Annotated in this window: 28 protein-coding genes and 3 tRNA genes; 14 read left to right on the plus strand and 17 right to left on the minus strand. The window is 54.2% G+C overall.

The genetic code is table 11. From position 1 onward, the window contains the following. Positions 1–6 precede the first annotated feature (6 nt). Both ACNO7C_RS02240 and ACNO7C_RS02245 read left to right on the plus strand, forming a co-directional pair. Positions 7–2,439 carry a DEAD/DEAH box helicase gene (locus ACNO7C_RS02240; RefSeq protein WP_460025393.1) on the plus strand — a complete coding sequence of 811 codons (2,433 nt, stop codon included), beginning with the start codon at positions 7–9 and terminating at the stop codon, positions 2,437–2,439. A gap of 4 nt (positions 2,440–2,443) precedes the next feature. Beyond that, a complete protein-coding gene (locus ACNO7C_RS02245) occupies positions 2,444–5,047 on the plus strand; it encodes a phospholipase D-like domain-containing protein (RefSeq protein ID WP_460025394.1) in 2,604 nt (867 codons plus the stop codon). On the opposite strand, the gene ACNO7C_RS02250 is transcribed toward ACNO7C_RS02245, so the two are convergent. Then, complete coding sequence (locus ACNO7C_RS02250; protein WP_460025395.1) at positions 5,044–6,516, minus strand: hypothetical protein; 1,473 nt, start codon at positions 6,514–6,516, stop codon at positions 5,044–5,046. The genes ACNO7C_RS02245 and ACNO7C_RS02250 overlap by 4 nt on opposite strands. A 513-nt stretch (positions 6,517–7,029) precedes the next feature. On the opposite strand from ACNO7C_RS02250, the gene ACNO7C_RS02255 reads away from it, so the two are divergent. After that, the gene (locus ACNO7C_RS02255; RefSeq protein WP_460025396.1) at positions 7,030–7,311 is read left to right on the plus strand and encodes a hypothetical protein; all 282 of its coding nucleotides are present in this window, start codon (positions 7,030–7,032) and stop codon (positions 7,309–7,311) included. A 103-nt stretch (positions 7,312–7,414) separates the two neighbouring features. On the opposite strand, the gene ACNO7C_RS02260 is transcribed toward ACNO7C_RS02255, so the two are convergent. Further along, complete coding sequence (locus ACNO7C_RS02260; protein ID WP_460025397.1) at positions 7,415–7,741, minus strand: hypothetical protein; 327 nt, start codon at positions 7,739–7,741, stop codon at positions 7,415–7,417. Between the two features lie 105 nt (positions 7,742–7,846). Between ACNO7C_RS02260 and ACNO7C_RS02265 the strand changes: the two genes are divergently transcribed. Continuing rightward, entirely contained in the window at positions 7,847–9,190 is a 1,344-nt protein-coding gene (locus ACNO7C_RS02265) for a hypothetical protein (protein ID WP_460025398.1), read from the plus strand. Here ACNO7C_RS02265 and ACNO7C_RS02270 read toward each other — a convergent pair. Beyond that, positions 9,180–9,440 carry an SWIM zinc finger family protein gene (locus tag ACNO7C_RS02270; protein ID WP_460025399.1) on the minus strand — a complete coding sequence of 87 codons (261 nt, stop codon included), beginning with the start codon at positions 9,438–9,440 and terminating at the stop codon, positions 9,180–9,182. The genes ACNO7C_RS02265 and ACNO7C_RS02270 overlap by 11 nt on opposite strands. A gap of 972 nt (positions 9,441–10,412) precedes the next feature. Here ACNO7C_RS02270 and ACNO7C_RS02275 point away from each other — a divergent pair. Further along, positions 10,413–11,561: a transposase family protein gene (locus ACNO7C_RS02275; protein WP_460025400.1), complete on the plus strand. Its 1,149-nt coding sequence runs from the start codon at positions 10,413–10,415 to the stop codon at positions 11,559–11,561. Between the two features lie 582 nt (positions 11,562–12,143). Here ACNO7C_RS02275 and ACNO7C_RS02280 read toward each other — a convergent pair. The 5 genes from ACNO7C_RS02280 to ACNO7C_RS02300 are packed head-to-tail and all read right to left on the minus strand — an operon-like array spanning position 12,144 to position 14,199. Beyond that, positions 12,144–12,815, minus strand: coding sequence for a translation initiation factor IF-6 (locus tag ACNO7C_RS02280; RefSeq protein ID WP_460025401.1), 672 nt, complete (start codon positions 12,813–12,815; stop codon positions 12,144–12,146). Between the two features lie 8 nt (positions 12,816–12,823). Next, the gene (locus ACNO7C_RS02285; protein WP_460025402.1) at positions 12,824–13,132 is read right to left on the minus strand and encodes a 50S ribosomal protein L31e; all 309 of its coding nucleotides are present in this window, start codon (positions 13,130–13,132) and stop codon (positions 12,824–12,826) included. A gap of 15 nt (positions 13,133–13,147) precedes the next feature. Next, positions 13,148–13,300: a 50S ribosomal protein L39e gene (locus ACNO7C_RS02290; RefSeq protein ID WP_460025403.1), complete on the minus strand. Its 153-nt coding sequence runs from the start codon at positions 13,298–13,300 to the stop codon at positions 13,148–13,150. 42 nt (positions 13,301–13,342) lie between these two features. Further along, a complete protein-coding gene (locus ACNO7C_RS02295) occupies positions 13,343–13,690 on the minus strand; it encodes a DNA-binding protein (protein ID WP_460025404.1) in 348 nt (115 codons plus the stop codon). Between the two features lie 50 nt (positions 13,691–13,740). Further along, complete coding sequence (locus ACNO7C_RS02300) at positions 13,741–14,199, minus strand: 30S ribosomal protein S19e (protein WP_460025886.1); 459 nt, start codon at positions 14,197–14,199, stop codon at positions 13,741–13,743. Between the two features lie 106 nt (positions 14,200–14,305). On the opposite strand from ACNO7C_RS02300, the gene ACNO7C_RS02305 reads away from it, so the two are divergent. After that, positions 14,306–15,070, plus strand: a complete 765-nt coding sequence (locus ACNO7C_RS02305; protein ID WP_460025405.1) for a tRNA (adenine-N1)-methyltransferase — start codon at positions 14,306–14,308, stop codon at positions 15,068–15,070. 147 nt (positions 15,071–15,217) lie between these two features. Here the strand turns inward: ACNO7C_RS02305 and ACNO7C_RS02310 are convergent, their stop codons facing one another. Continuing rightward, entirely contained in the window at positions 15,218–15,619 is a 402-nt protein-coding gene (locus ACNO7C_RS02310) for a hypothetical protein (protein WP_460025406.1), read from the minus strand. A 70-nt stretch (positions 15,620–15,689) separates the two neighbouring features. After that, positions 15,690–15,766 (minus strand) — tRNA-Gln (locus tag ACNO7C_RS02315). Between the two features lie 295 nt (positions 15,767–16,061). On the opposite strand from ACNO7C_RS02315, the gene ACNO7C_RS02320 reads away from it, so the two are divergent. Continuing rightward, a tRNA-Val gene (locus ACNO7C_RS02320) sits at positions 16,062–16,152 on the plus strand. Between the two features lie 109 nt (positions 16,153–16,261). Here ACNO7C_RS02320 and ACNO7C_RS02325 read toward each other — a convergent pair. Beyond that, positions 16,262–17,113, minus strand: a complete 852-nt coding sequence (locus ACNO7C_RS02325; RefSeq protein ID WP_460025407.1) for an RsmD family RNA methyltransferase — start codon at positions 17,111–17,113, stop codon at positions 16,262–16,264. 59 nt (positions 17,114–17,172) lie between these two features. Here ACNO7C_RS02325 and ACNO7C_RS02330 point away from each other — a divergent pair. The 3 genes from ACNO7C_RS02330 (at position 17,173) to ACNO7C_RS02340 (ending at position 18,645) form a co-directional block, all read left to right on the plus strand. Continuing rightward, positions 17,173–17,257, plus strand: a tRNA-Leu gene (locus tag ACNO7C_RS02330). A 68-nt stretch (positions 17,258–17,325) separates the two neighbouring features. Then, positions 17,326–17,898 carry a KH domain-containing protein gene (locus ACNO7C_RS02335; protein ID WP_460025408.1) on the plus strand — a complete coding sequence of 191 codons (573 nt, stop codon included), beginning with the start codon at positions 17,326–17,328 and terminating at the stop codon, positions 17,896–17,898. A 3-nt stretch (positions 17,899–17,901) separates the two neighbouring features. Further along, positions 17,902–18,645 carry a serine protein kinase RIO gene (locus ACNO7C_RS02340; RefSeq protein WP_460025409.1) on the plus strand — a complete coding sequence of 248 codons (744 nt, stop codon included), beginning with the start codon at positions 17,902–17,904 and terminating at the stop codon, positions 18,643–18,645. Here ACNO7C_RS02340 and ACNO7C_RS02345 read toward each other — a convergent pair. From ACNO7C_RS02345 to ACNO7C_RS02360, 4 genes are read right to left on the minus strand one after another with little or no spacing between them, the layout of a single operon-like run. After that, a complete protein-coding gene (locus ACNO7C_RS02345) occupies positions 18,614–19,321 on the minus strand; it encodes a Kae1-associated kinase Bud32 (RefSeq protein WP_460025410.1) in 708 nt (235 codons plus the stop codon). The genes ACNO7C_RS02340 and ACNO7C_RS02345 overlap by 32 nt on opposite strands. Beyond that, complete coding sequence (gene kae1 / locus ACNO7C_RS02350) at positions 19,309–20,298, minus strand: KEOPS complex N(6)-L-threonylcarbamoyladenine synthase Kae1 (RefSeq protein ID WP_460025411.1); 990 nt, start codon at positions 20,296–20,298, stop codon at positions 19,309–19,311. Before kae1 ends, ACNO7C_RS02345 begins: the two co-directional genes overlap by 13 nt. Positions 20,299–20,308: 10 nt before the next feature. Further along, positions 20,309–20,467: a 30S ribosomal protein S27ae gene (locus ACNO7C_RS02355; protein WP_318536378.1), complete on the minus strand. Its 159-nt coding sequence runs from the start codon at positions 20,465–20,467 to the stop codon at positions 20,309–20,311. A 5-nt stretch (positions 20,468–20,472) separates the two neighbouring features. Next, complete coding sequence (locus ACNO7C_RS02360) at positions 20,473–20,796, minus strand: 30S ribosomal protein S24e (RefSeq protein ID WP_460025412.1); 324 nt, start codon at positions 20,794–20,796, stop codon at positions 20,473–20,475. 117 nt (positions 20,797–20,913) lie between these two features. On the opposite strand from ACNO7C_RS02360, the gene hsp20 reads away from it, so the two are divergent. Continuing rightward, positions 20,914–21,423 (plus strand): archaeal heat shock protein Hsp20, encoded by a 510-nt coding sequence (gene hsp20, locus ACNO7C_RS02365; protein WP_460025413.1) that lies wholly within the window; start codon positions 20,914–20,916, stop codon positions 21,421–21,423. Positions 21,424–21,426: 3 nt separating this feature from the next. On the opposite strand, the gene ACNO7C_RS02370 is transcribed toward hsp20, so the two are convergent. Next, positions 21,427–22,695, minus strand: coding sequence for an MBL fold metallo-hydrolase (locus tag ACNO7C_RS02370; protein WP_460025414.1), 1,269 nt, complete (start codon positions 22,693–22,695; stop codon positions 21,427–21,429). Between the two features lie 113 nt (positions 22,696–22,808). On the opposite strand from ACNO7C_RS02370, the gene ACNO7C_RS02375 reads away from it, so the two are divergent. From ACNO7C_RS02375 to sucD, 3 genes are read left to right on the plus strand one after another with little or no spacing between them, the layout of a single operon-like run. Next, on the plus strand, positions 22,809–23,681 hold the full coding sequence (locus tag ACNO7C_RS02375) for a hypothetical protein (protein ID WP_460025415.1): 873 nt from the start codon (positions 22,809–22,811) through the stop codon (positions 23,679–23,681). Between the two features lie 55 nt (positions 23,682–23,736). Further along, entirely contained in the window at positions 23,737–24,855 is a 1,119-nt protein-coding gene (locus ACNO7C_RS02380; RefSeq protein WP_460025416.1) for an ATP-grasp domain-containing protein, read from the plus strand. Further along, the gene (gene sucD / locus ACNO7C_RS02385) at positions 24,855–25,727 is read left to right on the plus strand and encodes a succinate--CoA ligase subunit alpha (RefSeq protein ID WP_460025417.1); all 873 of its coding nucleotides are present in this window, start codon (positions 24,855–24,857) and stop codon (positions 25,725–25,727) included. Before ACNO7C_RS02380 ends, sucD begins: the two co-directional genes overlap by 1 nt. Here sucD and pyrH read toward each other — a convergent pair. Continuing rightward, positions 25,711–26,415 (minus strand): UMP kinase, encoded by a 705-nt coding sequence (gene pyrH, locus ACNO7C_RS02390; protein WP_460025418.1) that lies wholly within the window; start codon positions 26,413–26,415, stop codon positions 25,711–25,713. The two genes, sucD and pyrH, sit on opposite strands and share 17 nt — an antisense overlap. Between the last annotated feature and the right edge of the window lie 32 nt (positions 26,416–26,447).

Below are 26,447 nucleotides of genomic sequence, written 5' to 3' on the forward strand. Positions count from 1 at the left end.
TTTTCCATGTCTTCTATATTCTTCAGTTGCCGCCTTCATATAACATTAGCCATAAAACTTATTAGGAAATACGGGTACAATTACTTAATCCGGTATCTGGTGGTGAACATCCCGACTGAGGACGAGATTGTTGATGCATATCACGCGCTTATCGACCTCGAGTACAGGAAGTATGTTAATAGTAATGAGCGTTTTGAGGATTCTTGGCACAGTTACAATGAGGCTATAGGCATTATCTCATCGTGTCTCTCTAAACCCCCAACAGAGGCGGGGGAGATCTTCCGAGATCTTCTGGAGAGAGGATTCATAGTGAGAATAGGAGGAGATAAGTACAGGACGCTTCACTTCGACATAGCGTATAGGGCTTCCAACATCAGAATAGAGCACGGTAGCCTTAGGTACCCGCTCGAGGCTAAGGTATACGTTAGAGACGAGGAGATACCGCGTTTCGACGACCACCCCTTCGCGGCCTTGAGGGACGCAGTGGATCCAGAAGTGTATGAAGCGCTCGAGTACGCCATTTTTAAAGATGTCAATCCCAGGGAGCCGGGCAGGATAGCGGGCTTCTCCGACTTCCAGCTCAGAGCAATAAGGGCGCTCTTGAAGGGCGACAAGAGGGCCTACATACTAATCGCTCCCACATCTGGAGGTAAAACATACGCTTTCCTAATACCAATTTTAGCTAAAATCATAGAAGCAAAGCTACAGGGGGGAGAGGGAGAGAAGAGGGTAAAAGCTCTCATTATCTACCCAAGGAAAGCTCTGGAGAGAGATCAGCTCAACAAAATCATCGCCATACTCTACAGGATAAACTACTATTTTAAGCATGTAAAGGGCTTAAACACGGAGATAACGATAGGCATAGACGATGGCGAGACCCCCTGGGAGCGAGGTGTTAGGTCGAGAACATCTTACAGGGGCGCTATATGCCCCTACAGCGATGGGAGCCTTGAGTACTTCGTGGCTAGCGGGTTTAAGGGGATAAGGTGCAGGCACTGTGGGAGAAGGTTCGACTGGATATACGGCTACAGAGAGCAGATATGGAGTGAGAAGCCAGACATACTTATAACTAACGTCTGGACGCTAGATTTCAGGCTTCCTAGCAGGACAATAGAGCATGATTACGCCCTCTTCAAAGGCCTGTCAATAATAGTTCTCGACGAGGCACACGTGTATCAGTCGCTACTTGGAGGGAACGTTAGGTACCTGCTTAAGAGGCTCAAGCTGGCCTCGAGCGGCGAGCCTATGATCGTTCTCTCCTCGGCTACGATATCGAAGCCCGAGGAGTTCGGAAAGAACATACTAGACCTCGAGCCGAGTAAAGAGTTCGAGGTGGTGGAAGCTGGCAAGAAAAGAGCGAAAAAGAAGGTGGTCTATCTCATAATGGCGGTACACCCACAGCGCTCTTGGGAGACCGCCGTATATGAGCTAGCGCTACTCTTAGCCACGGTCTTCAAATACAGAGGGCTCCAGAGCGTTATCTTCATAGACAGCCTCAGAGAGCTCTACCGGGTACATAGCCAGATGCTCAGGGTAGCGGCACTCTATTACCAAGAACCTAAGGACCACTTCGACGCAAATATTGTCGCTGACCCAGATGATCCATACAATTACCAGGTATACATGAAAAGAGGGGACACGTTTGATCCATACAACACACCCATCGAGATTTACAACTATGTAAAGCTTCACCACGCCAACGTGAAAGACAGAGAGATTATAGAAAGGGAATTTGTGGATGGGAGATTAGGAGTGCTAATATCGACTTCGACACTAGAACTCGGCGTAGACTACCCTAACGTGAGCATAGTTGCAACAATAGGCATTCCCTTCATGTTAGAGAGTATACCCCAGAGGATCGGCAGGGCTGGTAGGGACCGCAAAAAGACCCTCAATACCACACTCGCAATCATTCTGCTGAGGAACACCCCTCTAGAACTCTACTATTTGTACAAGCCCGAGGATCTGATAGAGGGCTACAGGAAGAAGGACATACCAGTCGCCTGGAGGAACATCGCGGTCAAAAAGTATCACGCACTTTTCACGGTATTCGACGAGATGGCGCGTAACGGCATCGATACATGCATCCTACGAACCGACGGTAGGCTAAAAGATCTAGACGAGTTTGTCTACAAGATACTCGACTTTATCGATAAGACGAAGGAAAAGCTCGCCGTATTGGCTTCTCGAACTGAAAGGGATGAAGATCCACCCCAAGAGGTGGTAGAGGATATTAGGAGAGAGTTGAGAGCAATCCCGAAGAGAGTAGAGGAGTGGAGGAAGGCTCATGACACCATCTTAGATGCTTACGGGGTTCTAGCTAACGTAAGGAAATTGGCCAGACGACTAACCGTGCTCGCGTGGAAGATTGGTGACCGGGACTTAGAGAGAGAGTCGCGAGAGATGCTTGGCTTGATTTGGCGTGCCACATCGGGGTGATGCTATGAGCTTTGGGGAGCTTGAGAGAATCGCTGACAGGATTGAGGCATACCTCAGCAAGGCCCAAATGAAACTATACCAAGAGATAGGGAGACTCTCGACAACCGGAGAAGAGAAGCTCGTAGAAAGGCTTCACAGAATTTCAGCTGAAATATGGAGTTCCTTACGTGAGGTTAGAGAGAAGAAACCGGTCATAGAGAAGTTTGTAAACCTCGTTAAAAGGACTAGGAGCATGCCTGAGGACATCATCAACCTATTATCGCTTACCGAGCTACCAGTCACGCAGGGCGGGGGCAGAGTCGTAGTCGAGGGTATCGTGGGCTACAGGGGGTTAGGCATAGAGACTATAGACCACCACCTGAGCAAGGTTAGCTACGAAAACGTCGAAGAGCCTCGAGGAGAAGGCGCGCCGACGAACGTCTCAATAACGAGCCTGATGTATAGGGTTCCGCCCTTCGAGCTAAGTAAGTGTGAATATGAAAGAGAGAAGGACGAAGAAGTGACAAGGATTCTAGGCGCGAGACACGTATGGTTAGTAAAGCCTAAAGGAGTTACCGATAATTCATGGAGAAATGTTCTCACTAAGACTCTGGGCCGTGGGAATAAGGACGTAATCATAGGGAAGTACGACCCGATCGGTAGGATACTGCAGCTAAACACACTAAAACTTGTCGATGTAACGCGGAGGTCTCTGGAGCTAGAGATAGTGGACACCAGCGGAAGGGACAGGTACGTATTTTTCCTCAAGCTGGGCAGCTCTGGGCTGGAGGAGCAACTGAAAGGCGTGATGAGTAAGGAGAGAGTCTTAGAGGTCTTAAGGGAGAGGGAGAGGCAGGCGCCCGTGGAGCTTGGTCCCAGAGGATCCTGGCGTATAAGGCTCGACTACGTCTACTTCTGCTATAAAGGGCTGGCTATGTCAACCGATCCCTACGACCTCGAGTGTCCGTATAGAAACTGTCCTCTGAGAATAGGCAGTATGTGTGATGGAGAGAGGTTCTGGAGTGCGAAGTACTTTAGAAGGAAGCCCTATCCGAAGGTATACCCCCTAAGAAGCGTAGACCCGGGCCTCGGCGGCATACCTTCTTATAGAGAAGCGCTTCCAACCGGTCTAATAACCTTTAGCGCTTACGATAAGCGCAGGATAGAGTCCGTGTGGTACGGAGTAGAGATGGGAACTTGGTTCATTAGGGCTAGGCCTACCATCAGGATATACTTCGACGATAGCTCCAAGATAGGGTACTCGATACCGACGTCGCTACTGGAGTTCTCTTTCATAATGGAGTGGCTCGACAATGAAATAAAGACTATACTCCTTGAGAATGACGAGATAAGAAGGAGCATAGCTCTTAAATACGTCCTCTTAAAGAGCCTGGGGAGAAGGCTTGACTATGATAGACTCGCTAGAGCGTTAACCAACATAATGTCGGAGAGGGGTGAGGAGGCCGAGGAATTTGCCAAGTACTACAAGAGGAAGGAGATAGACGATGACATTCTTAGCTTCGCCCGGAGACTACTGTTACACTCGCTAACTCACATGCTGACGCAGTACATTCTCTATTGGCTGGTCGGAGTAGACTACAACTTTATACTCACAAGATATTACTACAAGAACAGTGCGAAGATCTTCTTGGTGGAGAACGCTAAGAACGGCCGGCTTGGGATAGTGGATACGGTTGTTAAACATGTTAAAAGAAAGGGTTTGCCTGCTTTCCTGTTAGAGTTCACTGGGTGGCTTGATGTCTTCTTAGACATGCACGACAAAGACTTCGACAAGATATCAGCTGAGCGTAAGAGCGAAGCTACTAGGCTGATAGCAACGACTATTAGAAGGCTCAAAGTTGAGGATCCGGGGAAAGCAGACAGGCTGATCAAGGTAGATGATATAGTTCGTAGCTTCAGAGACGAGCTGGAGAACGCAGGGTTAGAGCTTGACATAGCCCTGGCCAGAATCGTGTTATTGGCGAGCAATAAGGTTAGAGAAGACTTAATCCAAGATATTGAGGACTACTTCGACGACGTGCTTGAGAAGAACGGCTTCCGTCTCTGCTGGGACGGTTGCAATGCCTGCGTTAGACTCGAGAAACACTGCAACGAGGGAATATACCAGGTGCTTACAACTAGCAAAATGCTTCTCCAAGAGTTTACTAAGCACCTCCGAAGCATTCTATCTAAGGGAATTAACGATACCTCTAGGAGCGTTGGGAGAATCCTCGAGCCTCTCCTCATGGGGGCTAGGAGCTCTCTTGATATCTCGAGCCCCTTCATCTCTCCGAGATACGCTAGGATGCTCATAGAGAAGTCGAAAGAAGGGGTTAAGGTAAGAGTTTTGACGTCCGCGCCCCCCGAAGGCGAGCTAGAGCACCATCTTGAAGCGCTAGAGATTCTTAAGCTGAGCACTAGCGACTCTCTAGAGGTGAGGATCGTTGAGAGCCTACACGCTAAGATTTACATCATTGACAAGAAGATAGCGGTGACAGGTTCCGCAAACCTAACGGAGAGCGGACTCTTTAGGAACCTAGAGCATATCGAGGTTAAGATGGAGCCGAAGACGGTGGAGGAGAACGTGAAGATGTTCGAGAATCTATGGGCTAACGCTAACCCTATTTAAATTCTCTCTAGCCTTATCAGGTAGAGGAACTTATCCTTCCCGTGTACCCCCTGCGCCGACGACCTGAGCTTAGGGAAGTACTTCTCAATTTCTATCTTAAAGGATCCGTCAATCTCTTTCCGGAGTATGTCGACGGTCCTGCTAAACGTCCTAGAGCTTCTGTTGTGTAGGATCAGTACGATCCTACCCCCTTTTCTAACCAGCTTCTTTGACTTATTGACTAGTAGAACTATGCTGGACAGGTAGTCAGAGAGCTTCCTCCCGACAACTCTGTTGATGTCTATTTCATGGCGCCAAAAGGAGTAATCGCTGAACCTGGTATCTCTGTACCTGCCTTCCAGCCACTTCTGCCATAGGTAGAGTAGCTCGTAATAGTGGATTTCATCATAATGTGGCGGATCCATTACGATAACATCTGCCCTGGTTTTCGATTCCAGTAAGTCGCGTGCATCGCATCTGAGGATTAGGACTCTCCTCTTCATCTTAAGCGGAAGCTTCGGCAGGCTGTTGTAGTCAAAGTGGGCACTCACGTCGTAGTCCTCAGCGACCCTAGCCCAGTTATTCTTGAAGTTGCGGACCAGGATTAACCTGCGTAGGAAGCTCTTGCAGAAGTTCCTCTCCTCCCTTATATACGGAATCCAGTACCTCGGCAACTTCCACGAAGGACCGCTAGAATCTGTGTGTGGAATCATCTTTGTAGCTTGCGGAAGAGCCGCTATGAAGGCTAGTTTGAGAAGATCCCCTTGGTCTTCATCCTCCGCCCAGAAATCTTCTATTACCTCATACAGTTTTGAAGCAACGTATAGATTCCTCTTAGTGAAGAGGTCCTCAAGCTTAGGCGCCAGAATTCCGGGATGCTCTCTGAATTCCCTCCCGAGTTCATCGTACTTAAATTCTCCCTCCGGATGCCACGATGTTATAGTGAAGGTTTTTTCACTCTCCTGGTAGTCTTCAATCAGTCTCTGCTCCTCTATAAGCCCTTCCTCGAGGAAGAGCGATACCACCTTATCTCTCTTATCTGCAGATAAAGCGGGTTGAAATAATGCACCACAACTCTCACACTTCAGTTTTTTATTATATCTCGCTCGGCGGGGGTCAACCCAGCTACCGCATTGAGGACATTGAAACTCCGTTACCCACACTGCATACTTGAGAACCTTTCTTTGACCATTGGTCGATAGTGTATAAGCTTCCCTCTCTAGCTCTATGCAAAGCTCTTGGATCTCCCTTAGAGTTTTCTCTTTGAGTGTGTGTTTATTTAGAAGAGTCCAAGAGATGAAAACAGCGACCGGATTTATGTCGGCTAATACCGCGGAACTTCCTACTTTTACAGCCGCCTCTCCTACAGTGCCAGAACCCGCGAATGGGTCAAGGATAAGCTTAGCACCTTTTACTTCTCTTAGGTAAATCCCCACGGGTTTTCTAGCCCAGAACTTTATGACCTGATGGACGGATGGCATTGTCTGCATTCATTTCTTTGAGAGTCTACTGGGAACTTATACTTTACTTTATTGAGGTAGAATCTCAAGAGGTTATCGGTTATCCATTTTACAGCAGAAGGCTCAGAACATTGTTAAGGTTGTGGGCAACCTGTTATCTCGAAACGGAGGAAAGAAAAGCTCAGAGCCTAAGGTATGGCTCGGTATTCTAGAATTTTTCCAGGTGCATTAGCGGTGCATTTAGGCTCGCCTCGGAGCATACCGGCTGGAAGCCTACAACTGTCTCCTCTAAATCCTCGAGTTGAACCCTTGGGTAGAAAACGGGAGTTCAGCATACGCTATACTAATCGGGCCTGAAAGCACACCTATGGTTTTATTGCTTAAGCTATCTTTTATAAGTATATAAGAAGAGTACTAGACAACCTGAGAAGGCAGTGCTTGAGGGTGATTGAGAAGAGCAAGAGGTGGTCGAGGTAGGCACTTAAGGCTGAGGCCTCTGGCAACCTTATAAGTCTGCGGCTAGGTGTGTGTAGTGAGCCGGATATGCTGAGGGTGAGGTGGTTCCCCGATCCCGGCGTTAGGCTGGGCGGGGAGGTGAGGAGGGCTGTCGAGAGGCAGGTCCGGGGGCTCGACCCCGGGAGGCTGAGGGCACTGCAAGAGTACGAGGAGGCCGGAGACGCAATAGTGCTGCCGGAGCCGGACCCATACGAGGGCCTCGTGGTCAAGGTGGTGAGGCACCGGGGCAGGCTACTCGTAGCAGCGGCCCTCTGGGAGCACGGAGGCCTCGTCGAGGAGTGCTACGTCGCCGAGCTGGTCGAGGAGTAGGTCGGCTGCTAGAGCGGAGCAAAAGGCGCCCCGCTGGGGCCACCGCTTCGAGAGCTGGGCTATTGAGCCGCGGAGAGCCGGTAGCGTGGCCTACGCTGCTAGTCTACCTCGCGAGCCTGCCCTCCCTCTCGGCCCTGTAGTACTCCATCAGTGCCCGGCCAGGGTCTTCGGCGTGCACGACCTTCACGCTGCACTCCCCGCCACCGGCGAGCCCCACCAGGTACTCCACCACCGCCGTCATCGACGACGGGTCGAGGAAGGCGCCCAGCAGCCTCACGCCCCTCACCTCCCCGAGCTCCCTCTCCACATCACTTTTCACCAGCTCGAAGAGAGCCAGCCTGTCCCTTTCCCACGCTTCAAGCACCTCACCCAGGCTTAGCCTTAGCGGTTTGAAGACGTCGCCCACGTACAGGAAAGCGCGGCCAGGCACGGGAAAGTCACACGGAACTGGTACTTAAAACTGACCTAGCCGCGGAGCGCCTCGCCGCTAGGTTTATAAGTCTGCCTCCCCTAGGATCTGCTCGGAGCTGTCTCCATGGAGAGCGCGGGCAAGCCTCAGCGGGAGGCAGAGTTCCAGCCGCTCCCGGAGCCCCGCTTCCCGTGGGGGCGTGTGCTCCTCGTCGCCGCCTTATACTTCGCCTCTACGGCTGCATTCCCCCTCCTTTTCACACCGCAGGATCCTAGTGAAGCTACTTACTGGAAATTAATCGGTTGGGGGAGTCTAGCACTAAGCTTAGGCACACTCCACCTATACCCTATTTCACGGAGATTCCTCGAATACTCGTCGAGGTTTAAGGCGCACTCCAAGAGCCGAACTGACCTCGTCGGTAGTGTTATTATCGGTCTGTTTCTTACAGGTCTCGTCTTCTACATAAGAACTATACCCCCGGGGAGCCCACTCGCGTCTTATCTATATCTTCTTGCTTGTTTTCTAGTTCTTATTGGATTCGTGCAGCTCCCGTATTCCTTGATCGAGTCCCCGAGCACTCGCTGGGCTTCATTCGAGCTCTTGGAAAAGGAGTTGAACATGAGATTTTCCTTGACGGCCTCGGTTTGGGGCCTCGTCACAGCACTCATCCTCGTTCTCATCCCCCCACTACTCGCTCTGTTCGTAATTCTGCTTATGGTCTCCGTAACGATAGTACTATTTATTGTAACTCCGAGCTCTTCAATCGAGCTTAAGTACCTGCTCTTACTCGTAATCATACTAGCTGTACCTGTAGGATTGTATCTATTGTATCTGAAGTTTACTGTGAATATAAGCCCCCGCCCTCCCACGGAACTATACCTTATCGATTTCCTAAAAGGCATGGCATCACTCGCATCATTCGCGCTTAAATTCCCCCTTGACTGGTCTATTGACCTTCTTGCTTCACATGTACCTGCGCCCCTGCCTCCCAAGCCTTCTAAGGCACGCGTTTGCGAAGCGAGGCGGGGTGATTCCGGTGACCTGTTTCTAAGCTTCGTGCTGGAAAGAGAAGCCGAGGAGGGCGGCTGCGTTAAGGGTGAGTTCATCGCCCTCGCCGACGCGAATAGCCGGGGCGGCGGCTCCGGCGGGCTCCTGTGCGCTAGCGGGCGGGCGCGCCTGGTCAAGCGGCGCGACGACAGCCCCTCGGGGTTCGCGGTGTACATCCCGGGCGAGCGGAGCGCGCTCCTCGACGCCTACCTGAAGCTGGGCAGCGGCCTCGCCGGCGTGAGCAGGCTCATCGTACTCCTGACGCTCCGCTACACCTTCCCGCTCAAGGGCACCTTGACCGAGACCCACGTCCTGCTTGTCGAGCCCGGGGAGGAGAGGGTGGAGGAGCTCTTCAGGTTCGCGGGCGAGCCCTCCGGGCTAAAATTGGCTATTACCCGAGCCGAGCCACAGGCTACACACTGAGCCTCAGCTGCCTCCTGTGCAGCATCACCGTAGCTATGTGGCTGCATATTCTAGCCTTCCTGACGTAGCCGTACGCGCTGGAGAAGCAGTCGCACCTGTACTTTCCCCCGCTTATCCACACGTTGTACCAGGGGTAGGTGTCGCCCAGCTCAGCGAGCCCCTTGACGAGCCAGTGCTCATTGCCCACTCTCTCAACTTTCCCGGCGAAAGCCCTGCTATCGGAATAAAACCATTCATGCTGTAAATCCAAAAACAACAAGAGGCGCAAAGCTATTAAGCAGGCCCCTCGACAGTCACTGTGAGGCCGCGAGCCGCAGCAGCTGGCCGGTGAAGGGGTGAACCGGCCGAGGGCGCCGCGGCCAACACCGTGCTTCCCCGAGAAAACTGGCGCCCGTAGCGGGGGGAAGAGGGGCGCCTGCACTCTCGGGGAAAAGAGAGTGAGCGGGGGGTTAAGCGGCTAGCATGCAGACGCCGGCCCCGGGCACCTAGGCTACGCCGACCCCCAATGCACTAGCGCTCAGGGGGGAGAGGCGGCCGGGGCCTGGGAGCCCGAGAGCGAGCCCCTTTAAAAACAACCCTTTTTTACCCGCCCAGCCCACCATTCCACGCTCCTCCGGGACGTGGCGGGACTGGGCTGGGTGGGGGGCCGGGCCCCCCGCGAGGGGGGTGGCGGGCTACGTCAATGAAGCGCCGCGCCCCCAGGGATCCCCGCGAGGGCTCCCAGCGCGGCAGCGGAGGCGTGAAAGTGCCGGCACGCGGGGCCGCGCTCCGCTCGTAGGGGCCTGGGCGCGGGCTAGGGCGGGGGGCTCTTGCTCTCGGGCTGCCCTACCCCGCCGCCCCCTGGCAGCCGGCCCCCTGCCCCCTGGGGGTGGACGGGCCGCAACCGCAGCGGAGGCGGCGCCACGCCCTGGCTCCGCGTTGGGGGTGCGCGGGGCTGTGGGGTGTGGCGCGGGGGCCGCTTGCCGCATTGAGCCCCCCACCGCTGGCCCGCTGCTGGCCCCCCTGGTGCCTCGGGGTGTCTGGGGAGGGGTTGGGCCGATCACAGGCTCTGTGAGCGTTTGTGACTTGTACGTGCCTGCGCGGCTGAGGGCGCTTGGAGTGTGCGCGTCAACGCTACACGCTACGGCACTAAATACCGTTCACGAGCATTGCGGGGGTTGGCTGTGCTGCTCCTCCCCCGCACTCCGCCTCTCCGGGGGTGGGGGCGGATGGGGGGAGTGGCATGGCTGACCCCCGTAACGGCAAATTAGCGGTAGAAGGGTACAGGGTGCTGAAATTCGAGGCGGAGCTGCCGGAGGAGCTCAAAGACTTCATAGAGCGTGTGTACCAGCCGAGGGCCTCGATGCGCTACTGGCAGAGGCTGCTTGGCCTCGGCGACGCGAAGCTAGAAGTTGCGTGGAAAGAGGTGCCGTGGGCTTACAGGGTGACCTTCGACGACATGGTAGTGCCTAGCGCTACGCCGAAGAGGAAGAGCTACCTGCGGTTCCCGCTGCTCTCGTGGACGCTGAAGCATCATGGAGCAGACCTTCGGGGAAAAGAGCTGATTATAAGGCTCTACAGGAGGGTCTACAGCATTCCGTTGCCCGAGCGCGGTGTGGAGTGGTTGCAGAGGCAGGAGGAGGCTTGCAGGGAGTCTGGGGGGAGGCTGACGAGGTACGTTGCCGTGAAGAGCGATGGGCAGGTGAGCGTCGTGCTCCACTGCTCCCACAGCTTAGGCGTGGAGGAGCTGCTCGAGAGTCTCGACGCGATAGCGGTCGTGGACGTGAACAGTAGCCACGGATTCTACTTCCTCGCCTACGACCTCCGCAACGGCGGCTTCACCGTAAGGAGGTTCAAGGTGCCTGAGGTGAACTGGAGGAGGATTAAGCTGTTGCAACGAGCCGCGGCTGAGTCCAGGAGCCCTGGCGCGTGGGCCACTGCCCGTTGCGCGCTGAGGAAGGCGTACAGGCGCCGCAGGGCCGCATTGCTGAAAGCTGTCGCGGAGGTGGCCAAGGAGCTTAAGGGTAGAAGGGCGTTAGTCTTCGTGGACGTCCCCTTCGACGAGTCGCTCCGCAACAGCAGCCTTCAGAGGACTCTGCGTAGCTTCACGGGGAGGCTGGAGAACTCGCTGGGCTTCCACGGCATTCCCGTGATCGGGAGGACATTGCCCTCAAAGAGGTGCCCGCTCTGCGGGGCCAAGCTCGAGAAGGCAGAGAGGAGAGGTGAAACAAGGGTTATGAAGTGCACGGGCTGCGGCAGAGCCTTCGAGAGGGACAGCGTTCCAGTGTTGCACGCACTAAAGCTATTCATAGAGGAAAGCGAAGTCGAGGAGCTAGCCGAAAAGCTGGCGAGGCACTACCGCCTAAGCAGCCAGAAAAAGCAGAGCAACTAGAGGCTCTGGCCCGCGGTTGGCCGCCGCTGCCCGCAATGGGCGCCGCGGCCGCCGGACGCTCCTCCCCGGAAGCCCCGCTAGGGGCAGGCCCGAAGAGGGCGATGCGACGCCCCCGTGGGGCCACCCCGAGGCCGACCAAAGATGACGAAGAGTTAAGGGGGCCAGTGGGGGCAGAAAAGGAGGGGCAGGCGAGTGCTGGAGAAACTCTTCGGACGGGAGCTGGCTAAAGAATCATTTCAGAAGGACTGGAAAAAGCGAGCGATAACGTCAAATTCTACTTCATGAGGGCAGAAAAAGAGGGGAGGGAAAAAAGGCCTTAAGTCTTCAGCCTAGGAGCATGAGGTGGGAGTACTCCGAGAGGCTCAGCCCCTCTCCCAGGCCTCCTTATTCAGCCTCTCCTCCTCGGTCGGCATAGCGCGCACACGGACGATCTCCGAGTGCTAAGCCTTCCCGAGCGCGGCGCGAGGAGGGAATGCGCCCGCGGCGACGCGGGCTGAAGGCCGTTAGGGGGGCCGTTAGGGAACCCATGACCCCGCAAGGGGGCCCTCAGACCAGTGAAGGGAGCAGATGAGCCAGGTGCGGTCACGAAGGCGGGAAGAGCACCCTCTGGATCTGCATGAGCTCGTGACCAGTTGTCTCGTTTCCGACCAGCGCACCTTTCGTGTTGGCAATCATCCCCGATCTAAGAAACATCCTCCCCCTGTTAACCGTGAGCAATCCCGCCTGGACTTTCAGTATTGACTGAAGCTCGGACACCTCCTCGTCTGTCACGAACGGGGGTAGGGCTAGGGCCTTATTTGTCACGACTGCAAGGGAGCCCACGAAGGGGCTTTCTCCAAGATACCTCGCCTCGCACTCGACGCTCAGCGCTTCTTCCACGGATTTGACAGCTTTCTCGGGCAAGAGTGGACTTACGACGCAACCCTTGTCGTTGGCCAGGACGAGGTTCCCGATGCCCGTCTCTCTAACCTCTTCCAGGACGACTACGTTTAGCCCCATCTGCTTTATGGATCTGAGCTCCGACTCGAGGACTGTGCGCGGCAGCACGACGCCGTTATTGTTGCCGCAAAGCAACACGCCGAGCAACCGGGAGCCGGCAACGGTTGCTCTCAGAGCCTCGACTTTGAGCGTTTCGACGACTTTCTCCTCGAACTTGCTTGGCGCATCAAAAGGTATCAGTGCTAACTCATCGTTGATGAAGACGAAGACGCCGATCTGAGGCGTTCCAAAAATTTCAGCAAGATCAACCGACATATCAAACGCTACTCTTTACGCTCTTCTTTGGCTTGCGATGGCAGGTCGACTTCGGCCTCTACAACCTCCCCTTCCTCAACGCTGACTCTCACGTTTACCGTGACGCGTCTTGGAGGCTTCTCGATGCTCCTGCTCCAAATAAGCTCGTTCAGCCTGTTACCAACCTTCACATCACCCTTTATGTGGAAGTGCCTAGCAACCCACTCCCTAACAAGCCGCACCGCAACTTTGGCTCTCTTCTTCCTAGGCGCCCTATACGCGTCGCGCAAAGGAATGGTCGTCGTGAATACGTTCTCCCCTTCCGCTAACTTAGGCATACAGATACCACCTCGCTAATGCTGCATCCTGCTTCTACGCCAGTTACGACGAGGTTTCCTCCGCACTCTCCCCAGCGTCTTAGCAATAACCCATATTGGAACTTGCTGGTTCTCCCGTACAGCTGCCGCCAGCCGTATTTTCTTCCCGAGTGGTTTATTGTGAGCCATGAGCCGACGCCCGATTCATAGAGATCGTTGCTAATAAAAGCTTTATCCAAAACCGACTCGGAAGCGTATCTCCTGTCTTGTCTCAGAGAGCCTTGACAGAATCCGCTTTAACGTTTCATCGTCAATCGGTAATCTAACGGAGCCGCTCTGTGCAAGCTGGATGAGCTGTATCTCAAGGGCCTCTACGAGTTCAGGTTTTACGAGCTTCAAGTTAGAGAGCCTTGAGCGCGCCTCCGGGGTGAGAATCCTCCGAAGAATCTCTTGGCGCTTAGCCTCCTCCGCCGCGTGCTGAGCCTCCGCTCTCTGAGCTTCAGCGAGCTTTTTCTGGTACTCCAGCATCTTCCTCTTCTTGATCTCCTCCAGCTCCGTGGATTCCTCGAACTCGCTCATAGCCACCAACAGTAGATGACTACAACAAGCTAAAAATTATTCTGAAACTACTACTCGATGTACTTCTTAAGCTCGGGCCTTTGCTCAGCTAACTTCTTGAACAGCGAAATGGCGATTCGGTCCACGAGCGAGCGACCCTTGTCCGTTACAACTCTGCCCCTAGGTGTCTTCGCGACGAGCCCCGCCGCCTCTAGCTGTTGCAGAGCCTTCCTTATAGCAGAGCCTCCGCCCTTCCTGAAGTGTTTACGCTTAACCGTGTTCTTACTCCTACCGCCGTACGCCGTGCGTAGCCGCTCAATACCTACAGGACCGTATATGTAGACCTTTCTGAGGAGGGCGGCACACCTTTTATACCACCAGTCAGGGTCGCTAGGAACCCTTTCGCGGCTAGGACCTGTCTTAGCATAGAAAGCCCACTCCGGCGGCTGCACCTCTTTCACGTTTTCCTTGAGGTACTTCGCGAGCTCCTCCACCAGCATGTTGGGCGGCACGAACTTCGCGTTAACCAGTTAAACCACCTTCTGTGTTCTCCTGGTGCTAGTCTTATAAAGTTATCCCCGAGCTCCAGTCAAACCTTTTAAACAGCTATACAACGCTTGATCGCGGTGCGTGACTGTGGATACCATCAGGGAGGGCGAGTGGGTACTCCTTTACTACGACGAGAGGAAAAGCTACGTGGTCCGAGTCGAAAGAGGTAAAGTTTTCCATACGACGCACGGCTCCATCGACCTTTCTACGCTCATTGGGCTGCCTTACGGAGCTACCGTTGAAACTAACGTAGGCGAGAAGCTCGTAGTTAGCAGGACCAGGTTCGTCGATAGGCTTGATGGGTTGCAACGCGTAACGCAGGTGATATACCCCAAGGACCTCGGCTACATACTGCTCGAAGCTGGTGTGGGTCCCGGTAGCAGGGTGGTCGAGGCGGGCACCGGTACCGGCTTCCTAGCCGCAACGCTGGCGTGGTACGTGCGGCCCAGCGGGCGCGTGTACACATACGAGGTGCGAAAGGACTTCTACGAGGTTGCGCTTAAGAATTTCGAGGTCTTGGGGGTTCTCCCGTACATCACACCAAAAAACAAGGACATCAGAGACGGCATAGAGGAGGACGATCTGGACGCCGTTGTACTGGACATGCCGTCCCCCTGGGAAGTCGTAGAGGAGGCCGCATCAAAGCTACTCAATGGAGGAGCGCTCATCGCGTTTGTCCCGACAACTTCACAGGTTGAGAGAACGCTACACAGCCTCAAAAAAACCGGTTTAAGGATGTTGGAGGTGACTGAACTAATGATGAGAAAGTACCAGCCGAAACCCGGCGAACTCCGTCCGCAGAGTCTTGGCGTAACTCACACGGGTTACATTATAAGCTCCCGGAAGCTTTAAGCTGCAGCGCTCGACGCCACAAAACCCTTTGATCGCCTATTGTACCTAAGCTAGGTCAAAGAGAGGCGGGCTGAGGCTCCGCCGGGTTAGTTGCCCTTAGAGCCAAGACGATGACCTAGGAGAAAGCTACAAAGATATGCTGGAACTTCACGAAACGGCCTCTTTCCTGACGCTAAAGTCTAGGAAGAACTTGCTTTTCCACCCCGCTTTCTCCAGCTGACTACTCATGCGCAGAAGCACGCCTGGAGTAAAGGAGGCCAGAGCGGCATAGACCACGCGGCCTTTCTTCGTGAGCGTTACCAGTAGCACTGTTGATGTTCTTCCAGACCCTCCCGGCGGCTGCATGTGCACCACGTAGTTTGATGCAGCATACTCTTCGGGGGCTATACCGTATTCTCGAAGCCACCTGTAAACCTCATCAAAAAACGCTGCGTAGCGTTCACCGCTCCGCACCTTGCGGTAACCCGCAAGGGAGAGGTCGAGCCAGAATACCTCAGAGTCCTTGTTGACAGAGTACACCGCTAAGCTCTTGAGGCCTCGCACCCGCACAACAACACCTGCGCTCGAAAGCCCCCTGGACTAAATAAATCTATCCCGGTCCAACCTGGAAGAATAGCGATGGTAGCCCGGCGGGGATTCGAACCCCGGATCTGCGGGGCCAGAGCCCGCCATGCTTGACCGCTACACCACCGGGCTTTCGGGACTCAATAGCATAAACCTGGATTTAAACTTAGCTTTAGGAGCCGAGTGTTTCAGGGCACAACGTGATCTACCTTCCCCTATGTTTGCTGAGCAGTCAATGCTTCCTGCCGCGCTAACCTTGAAAAAGCGTGCCTCTAGCACTAGCTCATGCCAGTGGAAAACGTAGGGCGCCCACCACGCGGGTGTAAGTGAGGTGGAGTGGTTGGCTCAAAGTGCAGCAACTGAAAATGCGTTGCCGAAATTTCAAGCTAAAGCTTTTAAGTCCACCACGACTCATCACTAACGTCCAGGGCCCGTGGTCTAGCGGTTAGGATGTCGCCCTTACAAGGCGTCAAGCCTAGGAGCGGCGGAGGCCCCGGGTTCGAATCCCGGCGGGCCCACTTTTATAAGATTCAGTCCACGTTCTTACATCAGGCGATGACGAGCCTTTGCGAGGTCTGAGGAGTGACGAGTCGAGCCCCGCGGAGCCCGCTTATCAGGCGACGTGGGCTATTCCTTCACGGCCACAATTCCGTATCCTCTCTCGACGCGAACTACCATGAAGCCAGCTTCTCGAAGCCTCGCGATGACCCCTCGCTGCAAGTCTACTCCCCTATGCTTGCCGGGGGCTCCCGTGTAGTGAAAGAGGCGCCCACCTCTCTTCAGGACCCTGCTTAACTTCCTGTAGAAATCCCTGCTGTAGAGCTCGGGTGCAAAGGGAAAGACGGGCGGATCGTGTAGGACAAAGTCAAACTCCCCCTCTGGCATCTCATCCACGGCATCAAAAGCGTCGCCTAGTATCACCTCGATGTTTTCTAAATGCCTTGAGAAAGGGTTGTGCTCGGCGATGTAGAGCACGTTGACATCGACCTCCACAGTCTTTACCGAGGCACCGCGCCGCCAAGCCTCTATAGCGGTGTACCCTAGACCCGTGCATATGTCCAGACCCTTTTCACCCCGCTTAACTCTGAGCAAGCTGACCTTCCTTGCTGCATCCCTTGTTGGTGTAGTACCAACAATGTTGTGCATGTGCACTCCGTCGATCTCGAGCGTCGGAGCCACCCCCTCGCCCAGGTACCTCAGCTTGTAGTAGTGCGCGCCTCTAACCTCGACCACATAAGGCTTCCCCGACGCGGGTAGGAATAGCAAACGGTCGCTCTCAGCAAGGAACGAAAGCGCATCAACTTCCACGCGGAAAAGCCCGATCTCGGTCTCGAATACAGCCTCGCCTCCCTCAAACCGAACGAGGGCCTTTCGCAGGCCGAAGTCGACTCTGACTGTACTTTCCCCGCGCAACACATCTGCTGCGGTGGCTGGAGTAACCGTAATACCAACCCGGGGCCTGAATCTGTACGGAGCCATCTATTTTTCATAAAAGTGATGGAAAAGTTAATATTCCGTCTTTGGCAGAAAGAGTAGGAGCGGGGGTGCCCGAGCTAGGTCAAAGGGGGCGGACTGAGGCTCCGCTGGCGTCGGCCTGCCCGGGTTCGAATCCCGGCCCCCGCACTTTCTTCCGTAGCTAGTAACGAAGCTTTATATCCACTGTTAGCGTGATCTCGGAGAGGTGTCTGAGCGTGAGCGCATCGGGGCGGTTGCCCATACCGGTTGACCCTGAACGGCTGGGAATAGTGGTGGGGCGCGGCGGGTTTAACAAGAGGAAGGTAGAAGAGACGTTTAACGTAAAGCTGCATGTTGATAGCGAAAAGGGTTTGGTCTTCGTGGAGCCCGGCGAAGGGGCTTCGATGTACAATGTCTTTAGAGCCAGGAAGGCCGTGGAGGCTCTCGCTCTTGGTTTTCCTCTTGAAGATGTTCTGCTGTTGGCTGACGACCTTTACGACTTCGAAATTATAGACTTAAGCGAGGTCGCCAGGAACCAGTCGGATTTGAGTAGGATAAAGTCCCGCATTATAGGGGCTGAGGGTAAGTTCAAGAAAACCCTCGAGGAAGTTGTCGGCGTAAAAGTGGTTGTGGGCGACAAGGTCGTTGGACTTATAGGGGACTTCGAGCAGCTCAGGCTGGCTAAGGAGGCCATCTCGAGACTTGTCCGAGGCCAGTCGCACCAGACCGTGATTAAATTCCTCGAAAGAGAGAGGTACGGGTTGAAGAGGCGCCGTGTTGACCTGTGGGAAAAATGGAGCCAGGTTTGATTTATGAGCTACAAGAGGCCTGAGAAAGATTCAGAGCTCAGGGAAGTTCTCGAGGACGTCTTCGACTTCAGGACGCTCATGGCTGTGTACAGGTTGATGAACAAGGGGATTCTCTCTAAGCTCTACGGCACCGTGTCCACCGGGAAAGAAGCCCGCGTTTATTGGGGGAAGACTCCGAGGGGGGAGGACGTTGCCGTGAAGATATACATGGTGTGGACAGCAGAGTTTAGGAAAAGTCGGATGAAATACATTCTCAGCGACCCGCGCTTCGAGAACGCTCCCCGTGACCCCGTGAAGCTCATAAGTACTTGGTGCAGAAAGGAGTTTAGGAACCTTAAGCGTGCACGCGAGGCGGGGCTCCCAGTTCCGCGGCCGATAGCTTTTGAGGAGAACGTTCTCGTAATGGAATTCATTGGCGAGGAGGGTGTACCATACCCCTTGCTCAAAGACCGCCCACCGACCAATCCGGAGAAAGTGCTGAACTCCCTGAAAGAGTTTATAACTAGACTCTACTGGGATGCTGAGCTGGTTCACGCGGATCTCTCGGAATACAATGTGATGATCAGAGAAAATGATGAAATCGTCGTTATAGACTTCGGCTCCGCCGTTCTCAGGTCTCACCCGAACGCCCTGGACTTCCTGAGGAACGATATAAGAAATGTATACCGATATGTGAGTGAGCTGGGCGTGGACCCCGGAGACCCCGACGAGTTCTTCAAAAAGGTTGTCTCAGGCTCCTTCTCCTAGCAGAGACGTAGCGTCCTCTCATCCTTATATCCTGCATCCTCTCAAGGACGCGCATCGTGAACTCCTCGCCGGCCACTGATCGGTAACCCTGGAGGAAGTACTCTAGGAGCCGTGACGCCATCAGCGGGTGTGAGCTTTCGAAGACGCGTAAGAGAAGGTGGATATCAGTGCCGCGGTCCTCATCGCGCTGGGAGAAGTATCCTAGCCCGAAGTCTATGAGCCACACCTTGTCGCCTTGCACTATCAGGTTGCTTGTAGTGAGGTCTCCGTGAATTATTCCGTTAACGTGGAGTTTGGCAACCATTGAGCCAGCCTGCCTCATCAGCTCGCGCACTACCTCGTCATCGACACTCTCGTTGAGAATGTCCTTCAGCCTCCTCCCTTCCACGAAGCTGGTTACAAGGATTCCGTTAGAGGCATCCATGTAGACCACGTGCGGGACATTAACGCTCAGCAGTCCCGCTTTCGCGAGTAGTCGCGCCTCGAGACTAGTCCTAGCTACCCGTAACCTAGCATCCAGCTGGGGGTGCCGGTAAGGCTTCGCGACGCGATACTTCACCATTACCCTCTCGCCCGCGATTTCTCCTCTAACGAGAACCGCCTCAGCCCCCACAGCAACAACTGAGGTGTTCTCAAGCCCAAGCATCTCCTCTAACGTGCGGATCACTTCCTCCACGGTATTTCTACCTCGTCTAAACGCCAGAGAGGCCTAATCCTGCTCTCATCCACATCGATGGTTATCCCGCTAGCGTATGCCAGCGCGCCGGTGTAGGCTATCATGGCCCCGTTATCGCCAGCCAGCTCTCCGAGCACCCTGGCGAATCTAACGCCTCTCGACTCCGCCATGCTGCTCAGCTTTTTCGAAAGAAGCTCGCTTCTGGCAACACCACCTGTCAGAACGACCTCCTTTTTCCCCGTGTGAGCAAGGGCCCTCTCCGTCACCTCAACCAACATCGAGTAAGCAGTCTCTACAAGGCTGAAGCACACGTCCTCTAGCGGGTACCTCTTCTCCTTGTACAGCTTAATCGCGTAGGTTAAAAGCCCGCTGTACGAGAGATCCTGACCCTTAACCACGTAGGGCATCTCGATGTACTTAGAGCCGCGCTTCGCCAGCTCTTCTACTCTCGGCACACCCGGGAAACCTAGTCCGACTTCCCTCGCGAACGCGTCCAGGCAGTTCCCAAGAGGTATGTCCAATGTTTCCCCGAATACCCTGTATCTCCCCTCGTTGAAGGCGGTAATTATGGTGTTTCCCCCAGCCACGTACACTACTACCGGGTCCCTTGTGCCTGTAGACAGCAGAGCGATCTCCACGTGCGCGACGGCGTGGTTGACGGGGACTAGGGGCTTCGCGAACTTCAGAGCTAGGTACCTTGCAAGCGTTGCGCCAACCCTCAAGCAGGGACCCATGCCGGGACCTAGCGCCACGGCGACTGCGTCCAGGTCGCGGAAGCTCAGCCCGGCTTCTGCTAAAGCGCGGCGAAGTACGTCGACAGCGACCCTGCTGTGGTGCTCCGCCGCATCGCTGGGTTTTATACCCCCGCTGGGTGGTACGTAGGTGCTGTTGACGTTAGCCAGAATGTCCCCGTTCTCCGAGGCTATGCCGACACCAAACGTGTGAGCTGTCGATTCAATGCCTAGAACGAGAACCATCGAGAAACCACTAAACGAACTCCGTGTAGCCGCATTTCCCACATGCCCAGCGCTCAACGGGCTTGAGGTGGTGGGCCATTATCGAGCCACAACGTGGGCATTTTTTGTTCTTTAACCTTATCGTCCCGGTTTTGTAATCGTACTCGTAAAGCTTGTGCACGTTCGCCAAAGCCCTCACCCTTGCTTCGGCTGGGGTTGCTCTTCCTTTAGAAGGCCGTTCCTCTTGAGTATGTATCTCGGTTCGAAGGCTCGGGCTCTGTCCTCCGAGTTGTATATGTGCACGTAGGCTCGAGTTACGCAGGACCCGTAGCTTGTAACTATCTTACGCACCACAACAACGTTAGTGCTGGGTAGCCCCAGTGTGTTTCGAAGCAAGTCCGCAATGTACTGTCTCGTAGGGGTTCCCTGACCCCAGTGCTCGACTTCTACCACGAGCTCTCTCCTAGGTATGACCGCGTTCGTTTTGTCGCTAACCACCTTTAGGGTACCTTGAGACATACGAGCTCCTCCGCACATAACCACTCGATATTATAAAAGTTTTCCTGGGCCTGCCCAGTCAGCACCTTGGCCGAAATCTTTTAACCTTTGCTTTTAGAAATACACACGGTGGACCGTATGAGCGAGTTTGACGAGTGGTTTAGGCGCGTTCGGAAACTGATGGACGAGTTCGACAAGATGTTTGAGGAGATGATTCGGGAACCCTTCATCGAGGGGCGTGGCGGCAGCCGTGTAATAGGTCCCTACTACTACGGCTTCTCGGTGGAAATAGGTCCAGACGGTGTGCCGAAAGTCAGAGAGTGGGGGAACATTCGGCCGGGGCCGGTGAAGCCCGTAATCAGGGATGCGATTGAGCCGTTCACTGACGTGTTCGACGAGGGAGATTATTACCGCGTCATTGTTGACATTCCTGGTGTTGAGAAAGACCAAATAAACATTGAGGCAACGGAAAACTCGATGACAATCTCTACTAGCGGGGACCGGAAGTACTACAAGGAGATCACTTTCAAGGAGGCCATTAAGCCGGATACCGCTAAGGCACAGTACAAGAATGGCGTGCTGACGATCACCGTAGAAAAGAAAGTTAAAAAAGAGAAGGAGAGAGGCGTTAAGATCAAGGTTGAATAGCGGTTAAATCTCTATTTCTACTTCCTCGCCAAGCGCTGGCATTAAGGCCTCCCGACCCTGCTCTTCCACGTATTTTTTCATTGCCCTCTCTGCCTCAGCTTCCCCGTGCACTAGGAGAAATTTAGCGTTGCTCTTGGAAATCTTCACAGTTTCGATAAGCTCACTTTTTCCGCAATGGGCTGAGAAGTCGAACCACTCAACCCTAGCCTTCACCATGCCTTTCTTTGTGGGCGACGCGAAGACCCCCGTCTCCAGCACCTGTCTCGCCGGCGTCTCCGGTATTGCAAAGCTAACGAATACGACAGCGTTCTTCTCTTTCTCCATGATCTTCTCCATGTAGTACTCGCTGGGCCCGCCTTGTAGCATGCCCGCGGGGGACACTATGACCGAAGCTTCCTCAACAGCTTTTTTACGGTCGTTCCAGTCCCTAACCTTAGTCGCCATGCCCACAGCTTTCTCGAAGAGCCCCGGATCCCGTAAGAGGTGACTGTCCTCGAGAATGAGGTCGTTTGCGGCTTTCGCCATTCCATCAACGTAGACTTTGTACGGGAAGTTATACTTGGCTAGAACGCAGAGTATTTCCTGGGCTCTACCCACGGCAAAAGCCGGGATGAGAACAGTACCACCCCCCTCGATGACCTCTGTTACCGTGGCAATGAACTCCCGTTCCACCCAATCCCTAGGGGGGTGATCAAATTCCGCGTAGGTGGATTCCGTAACCACGAGGTCGGCTTTAGAGAGAGCGGACTTATCACCCATCCTAAGCAGGCACGTATCGTGCAACGCGTAGTCACCCGTGTAGACCACAGTGTAGCTACCCGTGTCGATGCTGATCATTGCGCTACCCGGGATGTGTCCAGCATCCACTAGGCTGACTGTAACGCCGCCAAACTCATATGTCTCGTTAAACCCCTTAAGCACGGCGTTCTCCATCATCCCCTTAACTTCCGAGTACTCGTACGGCACGTAGTACTTCGATAGCTTAAGGAAATCTCTTATCAGGAGGTCTGAAAGGCTTAGGGTCAATGGTGTCGTCACTAGCGGTGGGGAAGCCGAGACGTAGAGCAGGGGGAGCGCTCCGCTGTGATCTAAGTGCGCGTGGGAAAGGGACACGAAGCTAATCTCTTTCGGCTTCACTGGTAACGGGAACTGGGGCTCCTCTCCTTCAAGGCTTACGCCGTAATCCAGCAGTATCTTACTACCATCGTCGAGGGTGAGCAGGATCCCAGATCTACCCACCTCTTGCGCAGCTCCCAGTAGTTTTACTTTCAACAATCACCACCGTCCGTTCCTAAACTTCGAATAGTGAATTAAAACTTTAGGCTCTAAGTCGCATGAGGTACGTTAATAAGACAACGCTTCCAGCACAATAGTGCTCGTGAACCATGTCGTGTTTAGAAATATACTCTTCACTTGAACTGCTCACAGCAACGGTCTATGAGAGCAGAGACTTTTTCGGTCAGCCTGTCAGAGCCTTCGAGCTCGGTCTCAAGGAGTACCCTCCCATTGTCTTAATCGGGGACTCCTACGGTTGCACTCGGGCCTCAGAAGTAATCGCCGACACTCTTTTGAAGTATAGTGGAGACACACATGTCGTGGCTGTTCCATGCATTTTTCCATCAATTAGCCAGGGACTGCCGTTTTTCTCGAGACTCCTCCTAGGCAGGGAGGCTTCTTCGGTTGACGAACTCCTGAGTGATCTTGGGGAGTTTAAACCGGTCTCTGAGGGGCAGGGAGCCAGAGTACTTGAGCTCGGCAACCTCGTCTTAGTTGCGACCCACAGCGCCCAAGAGCTCGAGCGTATCAAGCGCATCCAGGTTGGCGAGGATCGGGTGATCGTGGCTTTATTCCACGATGGATCCACGATGCTCGTCGAAGCTCCAGAGGAAGCTCTCCTCCAGCCGCTGAGGTCGCTACTCATAGATCAAATGGCCTTAGACCCTCTACTCGTCGTACACCTGTCATGCTGGTCCGATGAGCTAATCTGCTTTGCCCTGAGCGAGAGGTGGTACGCTTCAGTAAGCGAGTTGCTCGAGATAGCTGTTAGTCAAGTAAACAGCGATGTGCTCTGTGGCCCCTCAGTACCTGGGTATTACTCGCCGCGTAGAGGCGTCATCCTAACATCAGCAGTCTTTTCTGAGCGGTTGTTTCCTGGAGCACCAATCATCGAGATCAGAGTTGGCATGAAAAATTACCTTGAGGCCTCGAAGTCGCTATCCGCTATACTGAGCTCAGTTTACCTTCTCAGGGGGTTTTAGAGTCTTGATCTTAAAATTTATTTAACTTTAAAGGAAATGGATAGACGGAAGCATCTTGATCCCGTACGAATTTGAGGTAAAGGAGTTGATCAGGAGAAGCGGGATACTCGTAGAGCCGCACTGCGTAGTTGATAAATCTAAACCCGAGAGCCTCAGTGATTGCTTGAGTTCAATAGATCCTCCCTATGTCGTTAAGGCACAGGTGAGGGGCTGGGGAAGAGCCAAGGCAGGCTTAGTGAAATTTGTAGACAGCAGGGAAGAGGCGGAGAGAGCGGTGCTAGAGCTAATGTCGAGGGCTTTTGGAGGGAGCTCGGTAAGGTATGTTATTGTGTCCGAGAGGATGAATGTTCAGAAGGAGTTATACCTGTCGATGATGGTGGACTATACCCCTCCATACCTGCTACTTTTAGCCTCTAGGAGTGGCGGCATCGATGTGGAGACTCAGGCTCTAGCAAGCGGCGTTTTGAAGGTGAGGATTAACCCGTTCGAAGGGGTAAGGGAGTACATGGCGCGCCGTGTCGCAAAGTTTCTTGAACTACCGGTCGATGAGACCCATAGAATCCTAGAGGGCATGTACTCCGCCGTGTGGGAATACAACCTGCACCTCCTAGAGCTTAACCCGCTCGCTCTCACCGATGACGGGATTGTGGCCCTGGATGCGAAAGCAATCGTGGATGACGATGCGCTTGACCTCAACCCTCGGCTCAGCGAAATCCGAGCTCGCTACGAGTCCGAGCTTTCTCTCGAAGAAAACACCGCTAGAAAAATGGGCTTTTCCCTAATCCTGCTGGACGGAGACATAGCGGTGATAGGGAACGGCGCGGGACTGACCATGGCCACTATGGATGCTGTTGCGGCTCTCGGTGGTCGCCCAGGCGTGTTTCTTGATCTCGGCGGCGGCGCTAGCGCCGAGAGAGTCAAAACTGCTTTGATGCTTGTTCTCAGCAGGGCGAACATTAAACGCGTGATCGTAAACATACTCGGCGGTATCACCCGCTGCGATGAAGTTGCGCGTGGAGCCGTGGATGCACTTAGAGAATCCGGCAGAGGGGATGTGAAGGTTGTTTTCAGGCTGTCGGGCTTCATGGAGGACGAAGGCAGAAAGATCCTCGAGGAGCAAGGTATTCGTGCTTTCAGGGACTTTGAAGAGGCTGTACGCCAGGTGGTCGAGTGATGGGCATCATCGTTGGCGAGAACACTAGGGTCCTTGTACAGGGTATAACTGGGCGACAAGGCGCGCTCCACACCGGCGAAATGCTGAAGTATGGAACACGAGTGGTTGCAGGGGTTACACCTGGGAGGGGTGGTAGCGAGGTCCATGGGGTCCCAGTATACGACAGCGTCCAAGAGGCAGTTGAGCATCACCCTGAGGTAGATGTGTCCATAATCTTCGTCCCGGCCCCTGCCGCGCCGGACGCCGTGTACGAGGCCGTGGATGCCGGTTTGAGGAAGATCGTTGTGATCACGGAGCACATACCGGTGCACGAGACCCTCCGCTTTGTGCTGTACGCACGCAGCCACGGCGCCCTGATCGTGGGGCCCAATACACCGGGTGTTATCACACCTCCTAAATGCAAGGTAGGCATAATGCCGGGCGAATACTTCAAGCCTGGCAACGTCGGTCTCGTCTCGAGAAGCGGAACTCTCACCTACGAAGTCTCGCTTCACCTGATCGAGAGGGGGCTAGGGGTCTCGACGGCGGTGGGGATAGGCGGAGACCCCGTGACCGGCATAACATTCGAGGATGCGTACAAGCTCTTTGCTGATGATCCTGCCACAAAGGCCATTGTTCTCGTCGGGGAGATAGGGGGCGACAAGGAGGAGCGATTCGCGGAGTTCTACTCAAAGCTACCCAGCAAAAAACCCGTCGTGGCTTTCATAGCCGGCAAGTACGCACCTCCAGGGAAGAAAATGGGGCACGCAGGTGCAATAGTCTACGGGGCTACGGGAAGCTACACGAGCAAGGTTGAGGCTCTTACACGCGCGGGTATAAAGGTCGCCTCTTCACTCGAAGATCTCGCCGACATCGTCAAGGAAATACTATAAGCGTGCCGACTCTCTGCCCCTCCAGCGCCCTTTTTATGTTTTCTGGCGGGTAGCCGTTAAGCACTATCGTTTCAATCCTGGATCGCTTTATTATTTGCAGTGTGAGGAGGTCGAAGAGCCTGTACTCGCCAGCCTTCTGGGGGTTAGCGAACATCTCGATCAGCCAGTCGACGTCCACTTCCTCGAGCAACTTCGCGCTAGGATCCTTCTTCGGGTCGGCTGTGAAGATGCCATCGACGTCTGTGGCGATGATAAGGCGCGAGCGTGTAGCCTCCGCTACCAACGCTGAGACAGTTGTGGTGGACTGACCGGGCTGCAATCCTCCCGTAAATATTACGGGTAGGTCCGAGTAGTAGAGTTTCATTAGCTCCTCCAGCGAGGATGGCACAAGAGGAGGCTTGCCATAGTACATCGTGAAGAGAAGCGAGGCGTTCAGACGGGAAGCAATTATTCCCAACTGGTCCAATGCCGACTCATTGCTGCACACTTCGCGGGCAACCGTAATGTACCTTCTAGCAGTCGCGCCTCCTCCCACAACCACTATCTTTTTTGAGTCCCCCGTGTCTACCTCACTGAGAACCCTCAGAAAGGCTTTCAGGTAATCTGCTTTAAGCCTGCCAGTCTCATCGAAGAGAAGGCTTCCTCCGAGTTTTATAACCGTTCCTGTCATCCTTCCCACAAAGTACATCCCACGCTAAGACAAATAAAAACTTATTAATT

The sequence above is a fragment of the Infirmifilum tikiterense genome (genome assembly GCF_054696565.1).